This is a genomic window from Shewanella sp. YLB-07, assembly GCF_009377275.1.
Genome location: NZ_VOQB01000001.1, coordinates 475110 through 494698, shown reverse-complemented (window position 1 = coordinate 494698; position 19589 = coordinate 475110). Strand labels below are relative to the sequence as shown.

The following is a 19589-nucleotide window of genomic DNA, read 5'->3' as shown; positions in this document are numbered from 1 at the left end:
TGCCTGCCACTCCAGAAATAAGTGCAACTTCTTGAAAAAAGGCGAAATACTAAATAGCTCATTTAAAACCAACTGTATGGCTAGCGTATTAAATAAGTCAGTTCGTTGGAATAGCAATAGTTGAAGTCTTGGCTAAGGAAGAACGAACACCACCATAAACATCTATGGTTAAGCCCCTCTCATTAGCGTAACTTTTTGGTGTTAAACCTATCTGCTTTTTCAAGTGACGAATAAGATGAGGCTGATCGCTAAACCCAAACTCAAAAGCGACTTCAACCCAATCAATTTCATTAGCACTACGTTGATAAAGATATTCCAGCATCTCCTCTAACTTGTTCATCGTCTGACATTGTTTCAATGTTAGGCCTGTTACCCGACTAAAGCTTCTCTCTAAAGTTCTTTGAGAACAAAAAAGCATATTGCCAAGTTTAGAGATTGGAGATGCGTCCAGTAACTGAAGTACTTTTCGAGTAAGCCTGCTATGCTGATCCTCTTTGCAGTTCCCAAGCCAAGGCAAAAATAAAGTATCTAATTGATTACGACATAGTTCAGAATCACTTCTTGCCACTTCTATAAGTTTATTTTCATCAAGTTCATTTACATTTGACTCATTTGAATAAAATAAGTTAGCAAGATTAATTTCTTCAATAACATCTAACATCGAATGGGAATAGAGTGGAAAACCAAGGGAGTACAATGCGCCAACACGAAATTTGACTCCTAAATGAATAAATGGTTTTGAGTGATCGAGCTGAAAAGTTTGCAGATGAGGAAACAACAAATGACTACCATGGCCATCAACTGTGCCAAGGTCCATACCATAATCATAGGCTTGGTTGCTTGGGGATATGATTAAGTGAGCCGATGGATCTGGGTTTAACTTGGGATATTGATAACTTTCTACACTAGGGCATTTTTCAATAAGCCAATAACACTCAATATATTTGGCGACGTCTTGAGACTTGGGCGCCTGAAGCCAGTTGATCATTGTAGTCTATAACCATCATCTTGGATTACATTGTTACTATATGCTAAACCATGACTAATTACAGTTAGCTTACTCATTTAAGGCAAATAGCTTCATCCCTAAATAGGAATGAAGCTATAGGAATCCTTCATTAACCCTAGGTAAATTCACACTGAATTATTCGGTTTGAGGAGATAAATCCTGCACGGAAAATGGCTTTTTGAGCAGCAATATTGCTACTTTCTGTCGAACAAATCGGTATTAACCCTTGCTTTGAAGCCTGATTAATTAAGTGATAAAGAACACGAGTCGCAACACCTTTACCTCGCTCAGATTCAGCAACTATCATACCTAGATCCGCATAGTCAGTCTGATAATCATCGAATAACCGGCACTCACCAGTTGCTAATAATGTGCCTTCATACCAGTAGCCCCATAGCTCTTGGCGCTGAATCAAGTTACCAAAATATGCCGACAACCATTGTTCTGGCGCACCAATATTGGTCGCTGCAAAGCCAACGAAATCATTAAGTTGTTCCTGATACGCTAATGTCATTCCCAACGGTTCTATGGTCTCAATATTCTGTACCTTATTGTGCTGATACATTAAAGCATTGACCTTAACTGAAGACGTGTTATCTAAACAAAGTGATAAATAATCGGTCTCTGCAGTACTCACGAATGCCCCAAGTACTTTCCCAAATTCAGAAATATTTTCTTTCGCAATCAAAGTAAACAATTCTGTAGCTTTGGTTTTCGCTGTTGGAGATAGATAAAATTGCAACATATAGCCTTCACCATTAATGCAGCAGAAACCTACTAGGCGATTATTCTCGTAAAAAGCAAAATGGTCAGACATGGGGACAAAACCGAAATGCCACATGCCATCGAGTGGGGCCCTTGATAGCGAAAAATATTGCAGTTTTAGTTTACAGATCTCGCTTAATGACACAATTTTTTTAATTTCTAACATGGCTCTGTACCTAACAAATGTATTTGAAAAACTAACGAGGGAACTCGCTTTCGATAGGAAAATAGTACGAGATGGCCGGAATATAAGATTGAATAAAAACGACACTTTGAGCAATAAAGTGATAAATCGCATGAACTAGATGTGAGTACTATTTCTGTTGTCGAGCTTTTCTCTAAGGTGTCTACTCTGAAAATATGACCCGCATTCAGGGAGAACAAAGGTTCTTAAACAAAAAGCCAAGACACGCTTGGCTTTTCACCTGAAACAGTGACAGCTCACTGAATTAACAAACCTGCTTTATTGCCGCTGTTGTCGAAAAATCATGTTGTGTGGAAGCAAGAAGGTGATGTGCTTTCTTCTCGGCAACTTGATTGTTTAAGAAGTCATACTGGCGACTCGCTGCCGCAGTCTTGGAAAAATCGTGCTGTGCCGAGCTCTGTTGCACATTATTTCCCTTGGCAGGCTGATTATTTGAAAAATCATAGCTAGATTGCGCAGCAGCTGTTTTTGAGAAATCTGGAGTCTCGGCAAAGGCGGATGCAGAAGAGAGTACTAAGATGGCTGATAGGGCTGCGCTGATCAATAATTTCATGTTTAACTCCACAATTTAGGTTCGATTAATTATAAATAAGGGCTAATAATTTGCTGTTCACGAGGGCTATAAAGTTTGCCAACTAGCCTCCTCGTTTTCAATAACAGCAGGATAATCCCTCCCCTTAGTGGAGGGTCAAGCATGGATCTAGAAATAATTTATTTTCCCTAAAATAAGAGGAAACCAGCCCATTTTTAAGTAAAGTGATATTGGACAATTTCTCACTCTCAATGAAGGAATACACATGACGAATAAAGCAGATAGAGACATAGAGAAGGATTACCCAAAGGCAGAGTTCGTGGCTAAACTTCGCCGACTGGCTGATTCATTGGAAAGCGAGAGTAAGTTTGAGATTCAGATCGCCGGCGAGCGTATCTATGTGCCAGTGCGTGCAAAGTACAACATAGAGCATGAACGTGAGGGAGACGAAGAGGAAATTGAGTTCCAGATAAAATGGACTAACGTTTAAACATTCATGGCCACAAAAGGCATAATGAAAACCTCAGCCCGAAACGCTAAAGAAACAATAAAGGCCACTGTTTCGACTATAAATATACCCAGAGATTCTTAAGAAATCTCACCCTGTTGCTGTTTAATGCTCTTTACTCTCTCTGTTTAGAGCCTTTTTTCAACAGATAGCGAGTATGTTATTCCCTACTGACTGCGCAATCCTTGCCTATTTTATGATTACAAACTCTTATGACGATAAATCAAATGACAAAAACAAAAAAAGATCTTGTGGTCCGAGTAAAGCAAGACTTATCAAAATATCGAGCCGAACAGCTAAAAGAGATGACTGATTTTTTACTTAACGACATAGTTGAAATAGCGAAGTCAGGCTATATCGTTAGTTTGAAAAACCTAGGGAATATCCAGCAATCTCATAAAGCGGCTAGACCGGGAAGAAACCCCAAAACGGGCGAAGATGTGATCATAGCCGCCAGAAGTCGATTAACGTTTAAATTTCGTCCTAATCTCGCACAGACACCGGAGGAAACATGAACGTGAAAATCCACCTCATAGATTTGGCTCAGCGTTTAAGCCATGAATTCTCCATTCCCCAGAGAGATGCCATGCTGATAGTAGAGGCAACACGAGACTTTTTCATTGAATCAATCAGGGCACAACAGAGAATTGAAATTCGAGGTTTTGGGGTCATAAAGTATAATATCCGTCCCTCGGGGATTAAACGCAATCCCAAAACAGATCAACAAATAATCGTTCCTGAAAAAATTGTCCCTTGGTTTGTACCTTCCCGCTCCACCACCGACATAAGCCCATAGCATTTACCTAGCAACCAACTCCCAATTATTTCTGAGCCTAGCGACTATTCACAGTTGCTAGGCTCAGAAAAGAAAACGTAAAACGCCTTATATCAATAGCGATTATTGAGGTAAAGATGCCTGATGAGCCAAGATAAAGGTATCCATCTCTGCTTGAGCACGGATCTGAACGCTATCTAAACTGTCATCACTCGTCATGTTCGCGACCACTTCGTAGTAACACTTAATCTTGGGCTCTGTGCCTGACGGCCTGACGATGACACGTCCCCCTCCTTCCAGCTTAAAAATAAGCACATCACTGGCAGGTAGATCGATAACTTCAGTGGTGCCGTCTTTAAAGGTTCGCAAACCACAACTGATATCATCTGTGCTCAATACCTGCTTTGTGGCAATCACACTCGGTAGCTCCTTACGTAGATATGCGCCAATATTAGGCGTAGTGGGCTTAAGCGCTATGCTCACCTGTGCATTGAGGTGAAACCCATGCTCACGATAGATGGCTTCTAATCTGTCCCATATGGTCTTGCCTTGACTGGCAAGCTCAGCAGTTAACTGAGCAAACGCCACCAGCGCAGATAGACCGTCTTTATCCCACACCATAGAGCCAACCATGTAACCTAAGGCTTCTTCATAGGCAAACAGGCATTGGTTATCCTCAGTTTGCTCCGCCATGCCGACATTAGTCAGCCACTTAAAGCCTGTCAGTGTCGTCAAACAGGTCGCATCCATACTCGCCGCCACTTTCGATAATAGGCTTGAAGACACGATAGTTGTGCAGGTCAGACGTTGATTTTTAGCGGCGTGAGTCATCAAGTAATGGCCAAACAGCACACCCACTTGGTCACCGGTTAACATTTGATAATCACCGGCCTTTGTACGAACGGCAACCGCAAAACGATCGGCATCGGGATCGTTAGCACAAGCCAACATGGCGCCGTGCTTCTTCGCCTCGGCTATCACAAGATCCATAGCCCCTTTCTCTTCGGGGTTAGGGAAATTCACCGTAGGAAAGTCACCATTGGGCTCACGTTGAGCGGCCACAGAATAGACCTGAGTCACGCCAGCATCGGCCAGTACAGTCTCGGCCATCTCCGCGCCGACACCATGCATGGCGGTGTAAGACAGGCTTACCCGCTCAGGCTGAGTGTGGTTTTGCAGCACAGATGCATCCTTGATCCCTTGACGATAACTTTGATAGAAATCATCTTCCAACACGACTAGCTTACCATTGGCCCTGGCAGATTCGAGATCCAATAAATGGATTGACTCTGTCGCCGCCTTATCGATACACGCCGCAATACCTGAGTCGTGAGGCGGGATGATCTGTGCCCCGTTGCCCCAGTACACCTTATAACCATTGTACTGAGGTGGGTTATGACTCGCGGTCACCACTATTCCTGCCGCCGCATCGAGATGATTAACCCCGAATGCCACTAAAGGAGTCGGCGCTACCTTACAGGTCAAATAGACTTTGATTCCCATGGCAGTGAGTACGCCCGCCGCATCATGGGCAAACTGCTTTGAATCGTGGCGTCCATCGTATCCGATGACCACACCACGAGTGTCGACATCGCTAACCTGTTGCTTAAGATAGGCTCCAAGCCCTGCCGATGTCTGCTGTACTACCAAGCGATTCATCCCCATGGGGCCCGCTTCGACGACGCCTCTTAGCCCGGCGGTACCGAATGCGAGTCGACCCGAAAAACGTTGCTGTAACTCAGCTTCATTGCCAGTATCTATGAGCGCCTGCAGTTCCTGTCGAGTACGGGGATCTGGATCATAATCAAGCCAATGTTTAACCCTAAACTTTAACTGTGTATCCATAATTCACTTCACCTGGTATAGATTGTGCCGCCTGGCCTAAATTACCGTCAGCAGCTGGAAATAGTTATCATTAACCCTAAACCTAGCATCTATAGAGAACAAGCAAATTTGCACTTTAAAAAATGATTAATGAAAACTACCAAGCTTAATCAAAATCCTTAATGATGCCTAATAGACGTGCATAGGGCATTATCCCCTCCGAAGTCGTCAACCCTACTTAACTAAATCCTGATGGTTTTAACCTAAGTAGGCTTGCCCTGCAGAGGCATTATTCGTCTTAGCTTCTCCTTTATGGTTTTATTTTGGCCCTGAGTTTGTCAGGGCCGTTTTTTTAAACTCATAGAGCCACTTCTAAAGCCTACATTGACCCCCAGAGATTAAAAATGAACAGTTACTTCTATTTAAGTATCGCTATCATTTCAGAAGTCATTGCTACCACCTTACTCCCGGTTACATTGGGCTTTACCCGGATATTGCCTTCCCTTGGGTGCGCTATAGGTTATGCCAGTGCATTCTATTTCCTCTCATTAGCGACAGCCAATATTCCTACTGCCGTGGTTTATGCTATTTGGTGTGGAGCTGGAATAGTGCTGATCGCACTTATCGGAGCAATAAGAGGAGATATACCCAATATGGACACCATTTTCGGCATGATATTGATCATCATAGGCGTATCTTTAATCAATATGAATACTAAAGCCATATGTTGAAATAACACCAGTAGTGATTGGGCACAATAATCAGCAGATTTCATTATCAAATGATGTAAAATAGCGTCTAACACTATCAGCTATGCCTATATTTTATGCCCCAAGTCACTCAAAATGTGCTCGAATCCCACTTGACCATTAATAACCTCGAACTTGATGCTGCTTCATTATTGGCAGCAGAGACAAAACTGTCTAAGCAACAGATAAAGCAGGCGATGAACAAGGGAGCCGTTTGGCTTACACGAGGCAAACAGACCCAGAGACTTCGCCGTGCTAAACGGACTTTAAAGCTTGGCGATGAGCTACATCTGTATTACAACCCGCAAGTGTTAGCACACAGTGTCGATGCAGCCGAATTGATATTCGATGGGGGTCAATACAGTATCTGGTACAAGCCCTATGGCATGTTGTGTCAGGGGTCTAAATGGGGCGATCACACCACTATTAACCGCTACGCCGAGATTCACCTCGCCCCCGATCGTCCGGCATTTATCATTCATAGGCTAGATAGAGCCGCGACAGGCTTGGTTCTTATCGGTCACAGCAAAAAAACCACCGCGGCCCTGGCTAAGCTCTTTGAGCTAAGGCAACTCGATAAGTACTATCAGGTAATAGTAGAAGGTCAATTTAACTCGGGAAATCTGGAGTCAGTCACCATAGCGACAGATGTGGATAACAAAGCAGCCCGTTCACACGCTAGATTGTTAGCCTTTGATGAAGAGAAAAAACGCTCTTTAGTACAGGTGAAAATTGAGTCGGGACGTAAGCACCAAATCCGTATTCATATGGCATCTATTGGATATCCGGTCGTAGGAGACAGACTCCACGGCGTAGCGAAAGAAGGTGAATTGAATCTGCAGCTCACCTCTTGCTATCTTAAATTCACTTGTCCCATCACAGATGAAATTAAAGAATTTGAACTGCCTGAAAGGTTAAAGCCTAAACTCATCGCGTGCTGATACAGAATGAAAATATAAGTCTCCCACCGTTCTCAGTCTCAATTTTTCACAAAAAAAAAGCTCTATTCGGACGGAATAGAGCTAAAAAACATCCAAGACAAGCATGTTGATGAGAGCCGCACTACTGACTCACATCAAGAATAGCCCAAGCTAAACCTAAGCATGTTTCTTAAGTGTAGACATGCAGAAAACAAATCTCACCCAATGATTGAAACCATTAAGACACAAACAAGATAAGTGAATCGACTATAAATAAGCCTTTAGAATCGACCAGTGAGCGTAATACCTAAACCGACACCGTCGATATCTTCGTTAATGATTTTTGATATTGCGAAATTAGCAGAGAAATCATCAGAAATACGTAACCAATAAGCGGTTCTAATGTCGAAGTCACCATCTTCAGCATCGCGTGTATATCCAGATCCAACGGACCATGAGTTCGTTACATACCAGTCAGCGCCTAAGTTATAGTTATTCTCCGAATTGGCATGTACCCAGCCCGCCGACAGATCAATTCCAGGTGTTGAGTCTAGCTCTAAATAACGACGAATATTTAAGCCGTAGTTTTCCTCTGCATTATCATCTGTACCACCATCAAAAAAAGCTGAAAAAGATGTCTGCTCATTAACATAATAACCAAGCTCAACGCCATAAGTGTTGAGATCCACATTACCAATACTACTACGTTGATAGTTTAGACCCACAAACCAATTAGAATCGAAGACATAAGTACCATCAACGCCTACGGTATCAAGGTCCAGAGCATCAAAATTAGCATAATGCGCTCCAATATTAGATTCCTGGGCAAGAAAACCGTTTAGCGCATAAGGGCTAGTATTTTGTGCGACAGGATTGGCATAGTATCGATAATTAACACCCAAAATGCCGTCACCCATTTCATCTGAATTGGTAAGATAACCCACGCTAGCTTCATGCTGGTATGCATTATCCTGTGCAGCCATTGCATTTGCACTCAATAGGGCTATAACCAATGTTGAAGCAGTAATTAATTTCATTCTCTTTCCTTGACATGTCTAATGACATAATAATTGATGGTGTTCGATGACTTAACTGAGCCAATGTAAAACAACCATAACTATCTGATAAAAATATTTTTTATTTGTTTCCTAAGGGTAGGAAAAGAAAGGATCAGTGCTTCAATGTTTACAGTTTTGTATTTCAGAGCTTGAATTTAAGTCGTATTTTTCTCAATCGATGGGCTGTTCTACAAATAAACGGTTCTTTAACCGTTTAACCCAGTCATGACCAACTCCTAGCCCTATTTATGAGCCGTAGAGAAGCATAAATATCGACTACTCCAGCTGGCTATGTTTATCGCTACATATTCTGCATCTTCTTTGCGTGTTATTAGGTGATCTGCAGTGTCCAAGCTGATAAAACTTTTAGGGTGTCTTGCCTGAAAGTATACCTTCTCGGCCTGAGCAATAGACACTGTGGTATCCACTGGAGAATGCATAACCAACAAGGCTTTTTTTGTTAGGGTAAAACCTTTTTTAGCATGCAAGTCTAAATCATCTAGAAATTGTTTTTTAATGGTAAATGTATGCGGCCCCAAGGTCACATGAGCTAACCCTTCGGTGTTGATTTCGTCAATTGAACCGGAAAAGTTATGGATCACATGGTCGGCAGTTGAAGGCGCACCTATAGTAACAACAGCCTTACACTCTGGAATATCATCGGCGATTGACAGCATCGCGGCACCACCTAAACTATGACCAATTAATAGCTGCGGCGCATCGTACTCTCGTCTCAAAAAATCCGCTGCTGCTTTGAGATCGTCAAGGTTTGAGGAGAAATTGGTATTAGCAAAATCACCATCACTGCTACCAAGTCCAGTAAAATCAAACCTAAGTGTACCTATACCTTTCTCCATTAAAGCCCGAGATATTCTTGAGGCGGCAACGATATCTTTGCCACAAGTAAAGCAGTGGGCAAATAAGGCAAAAGCACTAACATTACCAGCTGGTTGCTCTAATAAACCGACTAATGTCTGACCATTACTGATAAATTCAACTTTCTCTTTCATGCTGGCATCCTCAATTACTGATTATTTAGCCCATCTATGGCCGCGACTAGCTCAAAAAACACTTGTATTTATTAACGCTGAAAAATAATAAGAGTAATGGTCTTTTCTGTTCACTAAAATGACATTTAAATATTGACCTCAGACATATTAAACTTCCTATTTAAAAGGATTGCACCCATTAATACTTGTTAGTGGCGTAATATTATTTAAAATCCCCTGTAGGTTCTCCCTCTATAGGAACATCAACTCGGTTGTACTTATTTATTATTTTTAGAAAGCTCCCACTTTCTTTCGCCTTCTCAAAACCTATCTTCAAACTCAGGTAAACATCAGGTTTAATTGATTTTTTACTAAAGGCAAAGTAAACCAAGTTTGTATGAATAACAAATGGATGTATCTTAACATTCTTGTATTCAGGATGAATAGCAATGGCGTGGCGCAACTGATAATACTCTTCCAAGAAGCCTATTGTTCTGCCTAAATTTAGGAGTTTTATTTTATCCTTATTGCCATTTACAGTGACAAAATAATGAGAAAAATCTGGCTCATTTTCTAGCTTTAGAGAAAATTCATCCCCATAGTGAGCACCACGTTGAATGGAAATTAATCCACCTAAATGGGTGAGGTCATCTATTGAGCTTATCGAAAATTTTGAATTTTCATCTATGCCAAGTACGATGGCCTCATTCTGCTGAGGCCCAATAAAATACATCCCTTGCTTTCTCTCTTCAGTGATAGAAACATTGAGTAACATATCTATTTCCCCATTCATCATCAGGTGAAGAGCCCTTTTCCTAGGGATAGTCATGTAGTCCGGAGTGCAGTTGATCGTATCGAGTAAGGCCTCTGCGAGTTCAATATTCATCCCCTGCCAATGCCCGCTACTATGTAAATAAGATTGAGGGAAAAAATCTTCAACTCCAACTTTAACTAGACAATCAGCTAGAGAAAGCTGTGGAATAACATAAATGAGAACGAGAATATTTAATTTCACCTTAACCCCCAGTGTTAATCACTACAAATCGATTATTTAACCATACTTCAAGATATAAAGACCGGAGAATACATAAAACCATTCCCAAAAAATAACTATTGAAATTTTATTTTGATTGTACAGGTCTCTGTTTACTGTCTAATGCTTGTTATTGCTACTTTATTAAATAGGAGAAAGAATAAACATGAACAAACCTCTATTGCAACACACTTCATTTATTCACGAAAGATTTGGAAGCTGCTTAGAAAAATCTGGCTCATCACTATTGTGTAATAAGAAAAACTTTGAAAAAGAATTAGAGAACAGAAATCTATTACTAATCAGCTTCCGCTGGGAAGACTGGTATAATTATAGCCATTTTATTGATAGACCTGATTATATCTCTGATTCCACGATATTTGAATGTCAGCTGATACTCACGGCTATTATCAGGCTTGAACGGTTTAGCCCTAAGACTCTGGATAACATGCGGCAACTTGGCGTACTAAAAGCTGTAATGGATCGGCTAAGTTGGTTTGCTAGTAGCCATTGATTGAGTGCCTGAAACTCATTGATTTGAAATATCTCAACGTTATGGCCAGCGTATTTTGATATAACAAACCTTGACACCCTACCAACTGGTAGGTAGCATTGATTGCATGAACACTACATACATAGATATTTTACAGTACGCTGATGAATTAATTCAGCAAAATGGCTTTAATGGTTTTAGTTATGCTGACTTATCCAAAAAGCTGGGTATAAAGAAAGCCAGTATACATCATCACTTTCCTACCAAAGCGGATTTGGGGATTGCTTATTGTCAGCAAAAAAGTGATGCGCTCAGTGAGTTACAACAGCAATTATCGATGAAAAAAACAGCCCGGGCACAATTACAAGGTTACTTTTCAGTGTTTGATGATTGTGCTGAGCTTGGAGGCATGTGTGGAATATTTTCTATGCAAACAGATTTGAAACTCCTGAGTGCAGAGTTGCAAAAACAAGTAAATAAACTGGTTCAATTAGAATTACAGATACTCAGTGGTGTGCTGCTAAAGGGCTTAACAACGGGTGAGTTTCGCTTTAATGGGGCACCAGAGCAACAAGCTGTCATTATCTGCTGCGCGATTAAAGGTGCGCTGATGTTAAACCGTAACCAGCAAGGGTTATATAAGCAAACCTGTGACGCCTGCTTGGATATTATTAGCTAAGAAGGAGGGGAAACCCTAAAAATTTTAACCATTACACCTACCTACTAGAAGGTAGCTTAACTTTAATTAATTAAGGATTTTATTATGCAACGCATTACTACGTTAACTGTTAATACCGCGACAGGTCAGGCACAAACTCAGCTCACAGCATTAAAAAAGGCGATGGGCGCCGAAATCAATTTATTTGGCGCAATAGCCAACTCTTCCAGTGCATTAGAAGGTTTTTTAAATTTTAAGGGATCCCTTGAAAAAGGCGTTTTAAGCAAAAAATTGTCAGAGCAACTCGCGTTAACTATCGCCGGGACTAATGGTTGTCACTACTGTGCATCAGCTCATGCTTTTATCGGTGGAAAACTCGGCTTGTCAGAGGCAGAAATAAGAGCGAATTTAAATGCCCGCTCTGAAGACAGCCAAACAAACACCATATTGAGTTTTGCTAGACAGGTGATAGAGCAAAAAGGCCGTGTCACGACGAAACAACTCGCAGCGACAGAAGCTGCAGGATTTAACCGAGAGCAACTTGTTGAGGTCATAGCACATATAGCGCTAAACACCTTCACTAATTATTTCAATGAAGCTTTTGAGATTGACATCGATTTTCCAAAAATCAGCCTAACTGAATAATCGCCGCCAAGTACATAGCAAACACATGTTGGGCCATAGAGCCCTAAATATAATCAGGCACATGCCACAGGAGTGAACCATGAACGTTAATACCATCCAACTGCAAACCTTATCGACCCTTGGCCAAAAAATTGAGAAGACGGGCTTACCCCTGATCTATATCACGCTAGGAATTATTTATATTTGGTTTGGGGGAATGAAATTCACCTCTGGCCAGGCCGAAGGCATGTACGGCATGATAGCTAATAACCCTTTAGTCTCGTGGATGTATATCATTTTCTCTAAACAAGGTTTAGTTGATTTTCTAGGAAGCCTGGAAGTGCTTATCGGTATCTTGATTATTGGGCGATTTGTTAATCCTGCTTTGTCCGCTATTGGCGGCCTACTCTCAATCACTCTATTTACGGTAACCCTAAGTATGATGATTTTTTTGCCTGGTATCACAACCGAAGCAGGCTTTCCGACACTGAGTTTCTTCGGCGAGTTTTTACTCAAAGATGCGGGATTATTTGCCGCCTCTCTCTTTGTACTTGGGCATAGTCTAACAACATGGGCAGCTGCACAACGTCAAGACTAATAACCTTGAAACTAACACTAGAGCAAACAAACTCGCTTATGTCATGCAGTAATGAAATGAAGTCTGGACGTAGAACGTTTTATTGCACCGCTCCACCGAGTTTTTATGGGGCGGCAGCAATAAAACACAACCCGATAACAAATAGGATGCACAACCAAGAGAAATAGTTGGCAAAATGAAGCCTATTTAGTAACACATAGATTAAGCCTCTTGATAGCTTACTCGACGAAAGGAAAGCAAGTCTTACTAGCTGAACAAAGGGAGGGAATATGCAAAATGTATTATTAGAAACAGAGCAGTCAATTAAGTCGTTAATCAACAAAGGCACAGCAGAAACTCTATTAGCGGCTAAGAACACATTGTCGCTCTATAAAATAGCTCATGATGAATTAAAGACTGATGAGTTACTCACCCTCCCCGAAGTATCACTGAGTGATGCCGTGTGCGTTCAGGCAGGCGCGGCACAAAAACAATTATGCCTGCTTAATGCCCGATTTAACTATTTAACTGAACGTTCGGAGCGATTGCTTTATGGTTACATTGATGAGGTTGGAGAGCTCAATACTGCTTCTGATGAGTTTTATCATTTGAGTCAATTCGTTTCAGAAACATTGACCAGCCTCAAAACCGATAAACCTGAATTTACTCTAAGGATAAAGGAGACCCATGAAAACTTAGCTAGACTAGAGCAAGTGTTAGTCGAGGCGATTCAAACACTGATTAATCGCTTCGAGCTGTTATTGGTACACCAAAGCGAGTTATATCATCGTTACTCAGCACTCAACACACAAAATTCAGATAGGCTGAAATGTGCACAGCCATGGAGTGTGAAGCTTTTCTTATGCAGCTTGGGTAACAGATTTCAATCAGTATTATTCTAACCTTACTTACTACATAACAACTATGGCAACATGTCAGTGCATAACCGCCTAGAGGTTATTGTGAAGCCATAAAGCTGAAAATATTATTCCCGCTAACCAAAATACAGGAATGGAAAATAACAAGCTCACACCCCAATAAAAATACAATCAAGATAAATAGAACTTTAGTCATCAAACTTTCCTTGGTATTTTGTGTATCACCTGACAACTCTGAGCGTCTTAATTGGGTTTTAAGCCGCGGGCATTAGGCACATCGATAGGTAAGCTGTAAGTTGCCGCGCCTTGCTGGCTGACTTTGAACGCCCCCAAAAGGACACCGTGCTATTTTCAATAGCCTGGGCCTGTGGAATGAGCATCACAGAACTTAGAGAGGAGCACAGAAGGGCCACACTCAACACATTAACAGCACGATACCGCATCTTACCTACATCCTTATAGAAACAACCGCTTATAAATTCAGTAACAAACTACTGTAAGTCATAAGTTTTTTCTGTTTCTGCAAGGTATCCAGGTGGCTTAATCTAGAAGTTCTAATTTTTAAAAGCCGAAGAGTCAATTCTGGAGAAGAATGCTTATAGATGAGTTAGAGTAACTTCCCCATCAACAAATACCGAAAGCTAAGCTTCTTTCCTTAGTGTTAACACTATTTCATCATAGAGCAAGTGCGCCAGAGACCCTTTAGTGACTGAAGAGCTGGTCATAACACCTACATCTAGGGCCGGTAATTTAGGCAACCTAGTATTGTTTAGCACTTGAAGATGCGCCGGTACGCTGCATCTTGTTAACACCGCGATGGCCATGCCACTCTCGACGGCGGCCAACTGACCGGCAATATTAGGGCTGTTGTAGACGATGCGATACCCGAAGCTAAGTGATTCGAGTTTATCAAGTATCTTAGCTCTAGCCTGACTGCCAAACTCATACATGGCGACGGGCAGCGGACTCCGGTTCCAAATCTGCTGAGATTGCTTGCCAACCCAGACCAGCTCTTCGGAAAAAAGAGACTCCCCGCGATCGGCTTTATCTTGTGTGATGACGGCAATATCCAGTTCATTGGCTGCTATCTTAGGGATGAGTTGTGACGAAGGCTCGCAGCATAAGGTAATTTCTATAGAGGGGTATTTCTCGGAAAATATGCTGAGTAAGGCAGGCAGATAAGCCATGGCATAATCGTCAGGAATACCTAAGCTGATATGTCCCTGGACATCAGATCCCATAAGTTCCCGCATAGAATTGCGATAAACATAAAGAATTTTTTGCGCGTGAACCAGCAACTCTTGCCCCGATGCATTCAGGCTCAAGCGTCTCGACTCACGGCTAAACACGGCTCGCCCTAGAGTGTCTTCGATATTCTTGATATGCATGCTAATCGCAGATTGTGAGCGGTGCAGAATCTTTGCCGTCTCCGTCATAGAACCAGTCTTGGCGACTGTCACGAACGAGTGGAGCCAGCTTATTTCAAGGTTAAGTTCACTCATTATGATTTCTCTTTGCGACATGGTTTACATAGCAACTGAAATAGAAGTAACCAAAAAGAATTATTCAAATACTAGCCGTCTTTTCTTGCTTAAATACACGTCTCTGTGACGAAATGACTACAGCAAGAATAATGGCAAAGCCACCAGATAATACAACTAAAGAAGGCTGCTCAGAAAAAATAATCCAGGCTAACAAGATGGCATAAATGGGCTCTAATGCAATAACAGTGGCGGCGACTTTAGCCTTAACGCCTGATACGCCATAAATAAACAAGGTATAGGCAATGCCGGTGCATAAGATACCTAATACAGCGAGTAATAAGCACTCTTCTAAGGTGATATTTAACATGCCTTCGAAGGAAAATGGCAACAGCAGAAAAGTAATAACCAGGCATTGAACCCAAGATGATTGCATAGGATTAACCCCGTCAACCAGATAGCGGTTGGTAAGCATCATGATGCTGTAGATCACACCGGATCCCAGCCCCCACAGCATGCCTAGGGCTGATTCATCTGACAAATCAAAGTTTGGTGTGATTAGCCATATCCCAATACCTATCAACAGGATAATAACCCCATCATGAGCCGTAATTTTCTCTTTGAAGAAAAGCGCCTCAAACACGATCACAAAAGCCGGGAAACAGGCAAAGCCCAATGTACCTATGGCTAATCCTCCTAGCTTGACTCCCATAAAGAAGCTGAACCAGTGCAGTGCTAGTAGAGTGGCAGACACAGATAATTTGAGCATCTCATTGACAGATAATGGCGAGAGTAACTGATGTCTAAAAAACGGCACTAAGGCAGTAAGAGTGAGTGAGGCAAACAGGCAACGAGCGAACACTATCACCACAACCCCGACCGCCAGTTGCTCAGCGATTAATGCTGAAGCGCCAAAAAGAAAAGCCGCTGTCTGTAACGAAAGCTGATACTTAGAATGCATTAGCATTCACCCTAGTTAGAATTTATCAGAAGAGCTTAACCAAACAGAACTGATTATAAAAACGAATAATAATGGATAATAGCATTCGAAAAACGAATAGATAATTAGTCCAACCTCTGCCAGACCTCAACTTCTTTAAGCACGCCCTGCTCGATACGTTTGGTATGCAGCTGTTGGCCTTTCATCTGATACTCAAACGCAAATGACTCTCCAGGCGTTACGCCGAAAGAATTAAGTTGAGGATACTCGATATATTGGCTATCGGTGAACTCATAGCGCCCCGAACCTGCGGCCCAGAACTCTTGCCTCTTCTTACCATCAGCTTGCTCAATCTCTTTCATGGTAGTGAAGCTAAAATGAGAGGACGAGATAACCTTGATGGCTGTCAAGTTAAGGTTTTTATAGTCCTGCCATTCACCTCTGTCATCCAGATACTTGCCCGATTCTAACTGCCAACTGCCAATAAAAGGGTTAGTCGAAAGCTCAGTTGCTAGCGCCGTAGAGCTTAGTAAGAGTAGAGAGAAAATCAACGAGAGTGAGACCAAAACAGATAAGAGCAGACGACTTGGAGCGAACATGTTTCTTCCTTGGTAGCGCTTAGGCATGTTCATTCTGCATGCCTAAGCTAGATTGATTTAAGACTTAAGATACTGTCTCAGTTTCACCATCCCTTGGTCAATGCTAATAATAGGAGAATATCCGAAATCTGTTTTCGCGGCCGAAATATCGAAATAGTGACTAGTAGACAATTGCTTAGCCACGAAACGGGTCATCATAGGCTCATCTGTCTTACCAAGGACACCATAGACGCTTTCGAGCACGACACCGACGGCATAGGCTAGGCCAGCAGGAACCCGCTTGGTCACTTCCGGTAAGTCAGCGCAGGCTAAAATCTTATTCAGCATGGCAGCCATGGTGATTGGCTCGTCATTACTGAGGAAGTAAGCCTTACCCGCGGCCGACGCATCCTCACAGCACAAGTTAACGGCGGCTAGGATATGAGCATATGCAGCATTGTCCACATAAATGGTATCCACCAATTTATCTTCTTTGCCGACTAACTTGAGTCGTCCGGCTTTTGCCCTCTCAATGACACGCGGCACCAAATGAGGATCTTCTGGCCCCCAAATAAGATGAGGGCGCAACGCCAGAGTCTTCAATACTTGGCTATTGGCCTCGAGCACCATCTGCTCCGCAACCGCCTTAGACTCACCATAATGATTTAAATAGTTAGCGGCGTAAGGCGCACTCTCGTCGATCCCGGATTCATCCTCACCGGCAAAAGTCACACTTGGCGTACTGGTGTAAATAAGTTTGCTGATCTTAAGCTGCTGACAAGCGCTGATGATATTGGCCGCGCCATCCACATTTGGTGAAAAGTAGCTCTGTTTGCTGCCCCAGACACCCGCCTTGGAAGCCACATGAAAAACCAGATCGCAGCCTTTCATTGCATCAACAACAGCAGCCTCATCGGCAATATCGCCTCTAACCATAGTCACGCCCATGGCCGTTAACTCAGAATATTCACCTCGGGCAAAGCCTGTCACCCTAATCCCCGCCGCCAATAAACGTTGGCAGATTGCCTTACCTAAAAAACCGCCAGCACCTGTGACAAAGGCATGATCCACCTTACCTTTAAGAGCCAGGACCGCTGCTTGTTCCAGAACATGAAACGCTTCTAAAGCAGATGAAACAGCGTGTGTATCGACTGAGACATGAGTCGCTGACATGGATTACTCCTTATGTTTATTCTGGGCCCAGACTGCCAGTTTCTCACGAAAAATCTTAGCGTTATGACGAATGTCGACAGGAAATTCAGGATGAATGAGAAAACGTTTGATACCCAGAGTTTGGCTATGTTGCTCGGCGATGGCATTAAGCTCAGCATATAAACCGGCGCCTAACGAGCATGCCAGAGATTTATCCAGCTCAATACACAATAGAGGCACAACCTCTGGGGTACCAGCGTCGCCATTAACCTCAACCCCAACTAACGCGCTTCGCTTTACTTGGGGGTGGGTATTGAAGATACGTTCACAGGGGATGGAAAAGTAGCGTTTACCACAACTGGCATCGACTCTATGGGCCTTACGGCCACACATCCATAGCTTGCCTTCACTGTCGAGATAACCGAGATCGCCCATACGATGGCGTATCGTTTCACCATCTTGAATCTTAGCCTGCTCGGTCGCGCTATCACGGCGATAGTAACTGCGGCTCACCATAGGTCCTTTAACGACTATCTCACCTATCTGACCGGCCTCTAACCTCAATGACTCGCTCCAGTGCGTGAGCGGTTTCTCGGTGATCTCTATGATGGCAATATCCACCCCAGAGATGGCGTCACCGACACAAATCCCGCCGCCATTATCTGTGATGGCACTGGTGTCAAACAATGCCTGGCTGCCCATCTTACTCAGGGGCAAAGATTCAGTGGCACCATAAGAGTTAAGCACTTCCACACCATCACTCAGCATCTTACTAAAGTGCTTGATAGAAGAGATAGTCGCCGGAGCACCTGCGGATATGACACGTTTGATGCTTAGCAACTTATGGTAACTAACCTCATCGTCCAGTCCTTCTTGTACGCCCGCTTGCCCCAACCTCTCGATCAAAGCCGGATTGACAAACATGTTGCTGCATTGGTACTTCTCGATCGCGGCAAACAAGTAATCAGGATTGGCCGTTATCGGCTTGCTGGCATCCATCTCTGGAATAATCGAGGCCATACCCAGTGCGGGTCCAAACAAAGAAAATAGCGGAAAAGTAGCCAGGTCACGTTCACCAGGCTTAATGCCGTAATCATCTCTCAGAGCGCTTATCTGAGCTTCAAACATCTTGTGGGAGTAGACCACACCCTTGGGCGTTCCTGTGCTACCACTGGTAAACAAAATAGCGGCCATCTCATCTTGGTCTAGCCAGTGCATGTCATAGGGCTCTGATGAGCCGCGTGCTGCGATGGCTTCCAGTGTCACTCCTCCAAACAAACTGCGACCGCCTACGGTCACCAGATGCTTAACCGACCCCTTGCCCCAACCAAAGAGCTTGCGGGCCAGATGCGCCTTAGGAATACCAATAAAGGCATCGGGCTCAGATTCGATGAAACATTGCTTGAGATTCTTCACTCCCATGCCCGGATCCACCAAAATAGGCACAACACCCGCCTTAAACAGGGCGAAGGTTAACGTAAAAAAGTCGACGCTCGGGGTCACCATCAACACGGCCTTCATGCCACGCGTTATCCCATAAGCATTTAAGCCATGGGCTAAACGATCACTTTGTTGATTGAGATCTGAAAAGTTGAGCTCTTGATATTCCAGCGTCTTGACGGAGAAAATAGTCCCGCTAGCTGTTTGTACCACTACGGCGAGATCTTTAGGGGAATGGCTTGCGGCGCTAATGAGGTGACGACAGAGATTAGCGTCCGCTCTCGTGTTAATGTCGCTGTTTTGTACTGTTGAAGAATGGCTGGCAGTTAAAGAGGCTGACATGTTCGATGACCTTTCTCATTGCTTATATGAAATAAGCGGTCAATCTTGACCGCTTATTT

The 19589-nt window shown here is 43.0% G+C and carries 21 protein-coding genes and 1 pseudogene; 10 read left to right on the top strand and 12 right to left on the bottom strand.

The annotated features are described in order from the left end of the window. Positions 1–97 precede the first annotated feature (97 nt). From FS373_RS02020 to FS373_RS02010, 3 genes are all read right to left on the bottom strand, one after another. The gene (locus FS373_RS02020; protein WP_152828946.1) at positions 98–988 is read right to left on the bottom strand and encodes a helix-turn-helix domain-containing protein; all 891 of its coding nucleotides are present in this window, start codon (positions 986–988) and stop codon (positions 98–100) included. A 136-nt stretch (positions 989–1124) separates the two neighbouring features. After that, entirely contained in the window at positions 1125–1940 is an 816-nt protein-coding gene (locus FS373_RS02015) for a GNAT family N-acetyltransferase (protein ID WP_144047328.1), read from the bottom strand. Positions 1941–2223: 283 nt separating this feature from the next. Then, positions 2224–2532, bottom strand: a complete 309-nt coding sequence (locus tag FS373_RS02010) for a hypothetical protein (RefSeq protein WP_144047329.1) — start codon at positions 2530–2532, stop codon at positions 2224–2226. Positions 2533–2776: 244 nt separating this feature from the next. Between FS373_RS02010 and FS373_RS02005 the strand changes: the two genes are divergently transcribed. The 3 genes from FS373_RS02005 to FS373_RS01995 all read left to right on the top strand — a co-directional run bounded on the left by FS373_RS02005 (position 2777) and on the right by FS373_RS01995 (position 3815). Next, positions 2777–3001: an amphi-Trp domain-containing protein gene (locus tag FS373_RS02005; RefSeq protein ID WP_144047330.1), complete on the top strand. Its 225-nt coding sequence runs from the start codon at positions 2777–2779 to the stop codon at positions 2999–3001. 245 nt (positions 3002–3246) lie between these two features. Beyond that, positions 3247–3534 (top strand): HU family DNA-binding protein, encoded by a 288-nt coding sequence (locus tag FS373_RS02000; RefSeq protein WP_185976859.1) that lies wholly within the window; start codon positions 3247–3249, stop codon positions 3532–3534. Then, complete coding sequence (locus FS373_RS01995; protein ID WP_144047332.1) at positions 3531–3815, top strand: HU family DNA-binding protein; 285 nt, start codon at positions 3531–3533, stop codon at positions 3813–3815. The genes FS373_RS02000 and FS373_RS01995 overlap by 4 nt, the downstream gene beginning before the upstream one ends. 102 nt (positions 3816–3917) lie before the next feature. Here the strand turns inward: FS373_RS01995 and FS373_RS01990 are convergent, their stop codons facing one another. Continuing rightward, entirely contained in the window at positions 3918–5639 is a 1722-nt protein-coding gene (locus FS373_RS01990; protein ID WP_152828945.1) for a phospho-sugar mutase, read from the bottom strand. A gap of 383 nt (positions 5640–6022) precedes the next feature. On the opposite strand from FS373_RS01990, the gene FS373_RS01985 reads away from it, so the two are divergent. Both FS373_RS01985 and FS373_RS01980 read left to right on the top strand, forming a co-directional pair. After that, positions 6023–6349 carry an SMR family transporter gene (locus tag FS373_RS01985; protein ID WP_144047333.1) on the top strand — a complete coding sequence of 109 codons (327 nt, stop codon included), beginning with the start codon at positions 6023–6025 and terminating at the stop codon, positions 6347–6349. A gap of 95 nt (positions 6350–6444) precedes the next feature. Further along, positions 6445–7308, top strand: coding sequence for an RluA family pseudouridine synthase (locus FS373_RS01980; protein WP_152828944.1), 864 nt, complete (start codon positions 6445–6447; stop codon positions 7306–7308). A gap of 260 nt (positions 7309–7568) precedes the next feature. Here the strand turns inward: FS373_RS01980 and FS373_RS01975 are convergent, their stop codons facing one another. From FS373_RS01975 to FS373_RS01965, 3 genes and pseudogenes are all read right to left on the bottom strand, one after another. Beyond that, on the bottom strand, positions 7569–8324 hold the full coding sequence (locus FS373_RS01975; protein ID WP_152828943.1) for a putative porin: 756 nt from the start codon (positions 8322–8324) through the stop codon (positions 7569–7571). Between the two features lie 269 nt (positions 8325–8593). After that, positions 8594–9355, bottom strand: a pseudogene (locus tag FS373_RS01970) (alpha/beta hydrolase family protein); the annotation flags it as partial. 202 nt (positions 9356–9557) lie between these two features. Continuing rightward, positions 9558–10349 carry a substrate-binding periplasmic protein gene (locus FS373_RS01965; protein ID WP_194165809.1) on the bottom strand — a complete coding sequence of 264 codons (792 nt, stop codon included), beginning with the start codon at positions 10347–10349 and terminating at the stop codon, positions 9558–9560. A gap of 184 nt (positions 10350–10533) precedes the next feature. Between FS373_RS01965 and FS373_RS01960 the strand changes: the two genes are divergently transcribed. The 5 genes from FS373_RS01960 (at position 10534) to FS373_RS01940 (ending at position 13621) form a co-directional block, all read left to right on the top strand. Further along, positions 10534–10881 (top strand): DUF6508 domain-containing protein, encoded by a 348-nt coding sequence (locus FS373_RS01960; RefSeq protein ID WP_144047338.1) that lies wholly within the window; start codon positions 10534–10536, stop codon positions 10879–10881. Positions 10882–10987: 106 nt separating this feature from the next. Further along, on the top strand, positions 10988–11539 hold the full coding sequence (locus FS373_RS01955) for a TetR/AcrR family transcriptional regulator (protein WP_144047339.1): 552 nt from the start codon (positions 10988–10990) through the stop codon (positions 11537–11539). A gap of 84 nt (positions 11540–11623) precedes the next feature. After that, complete coding sequence (locus FS373_RS01950) at positions 11624–12163, top strand: carboxymuconolactone decarboxylase family protein (RefSeq protein ID WP_144047340.1); 540 nt, start codon at positions 11624–11626, stop codon at positions 12161–12163. Positions 12164–12242: 79 nt separating this feature from the next. Further along, positions 12243–12740: a DUF417 family protein gene (locus tag FS373_RS01945; RefSeq protein WP_152828940.1), complete on the top strand. Its 498-nt coding sequence runs from the start codon at positions 12243–12245 to the stop codon at positions 12738–12740. 269 nt (positions 12741–13009) lie between these two features. Continuing rightward, a complete protein-coding gene (locus FS373_RS01940; RefSeq protein ID WP_152828939.1) occupies positions 13010–13621 on the top strand; it encodes a hypothetical protein in 612 nt (203 codons plus the stop codon). A 617-nt stretch (positions 13622–14238) separates the two neighbouring features. Here the strand turns inward: FS373_RS01940 and FS373_RS01935 are convergent. From FS373_RS01935 to oleC, 5 genes are all read right to left on the bottom strand, one after another. Beyond that, entirely contained in the window at positions 14239–15099 is an 861-nt protein-coding gene (locus FS373_RS01935) for a LysR family transcriptional regulator (protein ID WP_152828938.1), read from the bottom strand. 64 nt (positions 15100–15163) lie between these two features. After that, entirely contained in the window at positions 15164–16039 is an 876-nt protein-coding gene (locus tag FS373_RS01930) for a DMT family transporter (RefSeq protein ID WP_194165808.1), read from the bottom strand. A 104-nt stretch (positions 16040–16143) separates the two neighbouring features. Then, positions 16144–16617, bottom strand: coding sequence for a hypothetical protein (locus tag FS373_RS01925; protein ID WP_227992507.1), 474 nt, complete (start codon positions 16615–16617; stop codon positions 16144–16146). Positions 16618–16674: 57 nt separating this feature from the next. Next, entirely contained in the window at positions 16675–17769 is a 1095-nt protein-coding gene (oleD, locus tag FS373_RS01920; RefSeq protein ID WP_152828936.1) for a 2-alkyl-3-oxoalkanoate reductase, read from the bottom strand. A gap of 3 nt (positions 17770–17772) precedes the next feature. Further along, the gene (gene oleC / locus FS373_RS01915; protein ID WP_152828935.1) at positions 17773–19530 is read right to left on the bottom strand and encodes an olefin beta-lactone synthetase; all 1758 of its coding nucleotides are present in this window, start codon (positions 19528–19530) and stop codon (positions 17773–17775) included. Between the last annotated feature and the right edge of the window lie 59 nt (positions 19531–19589).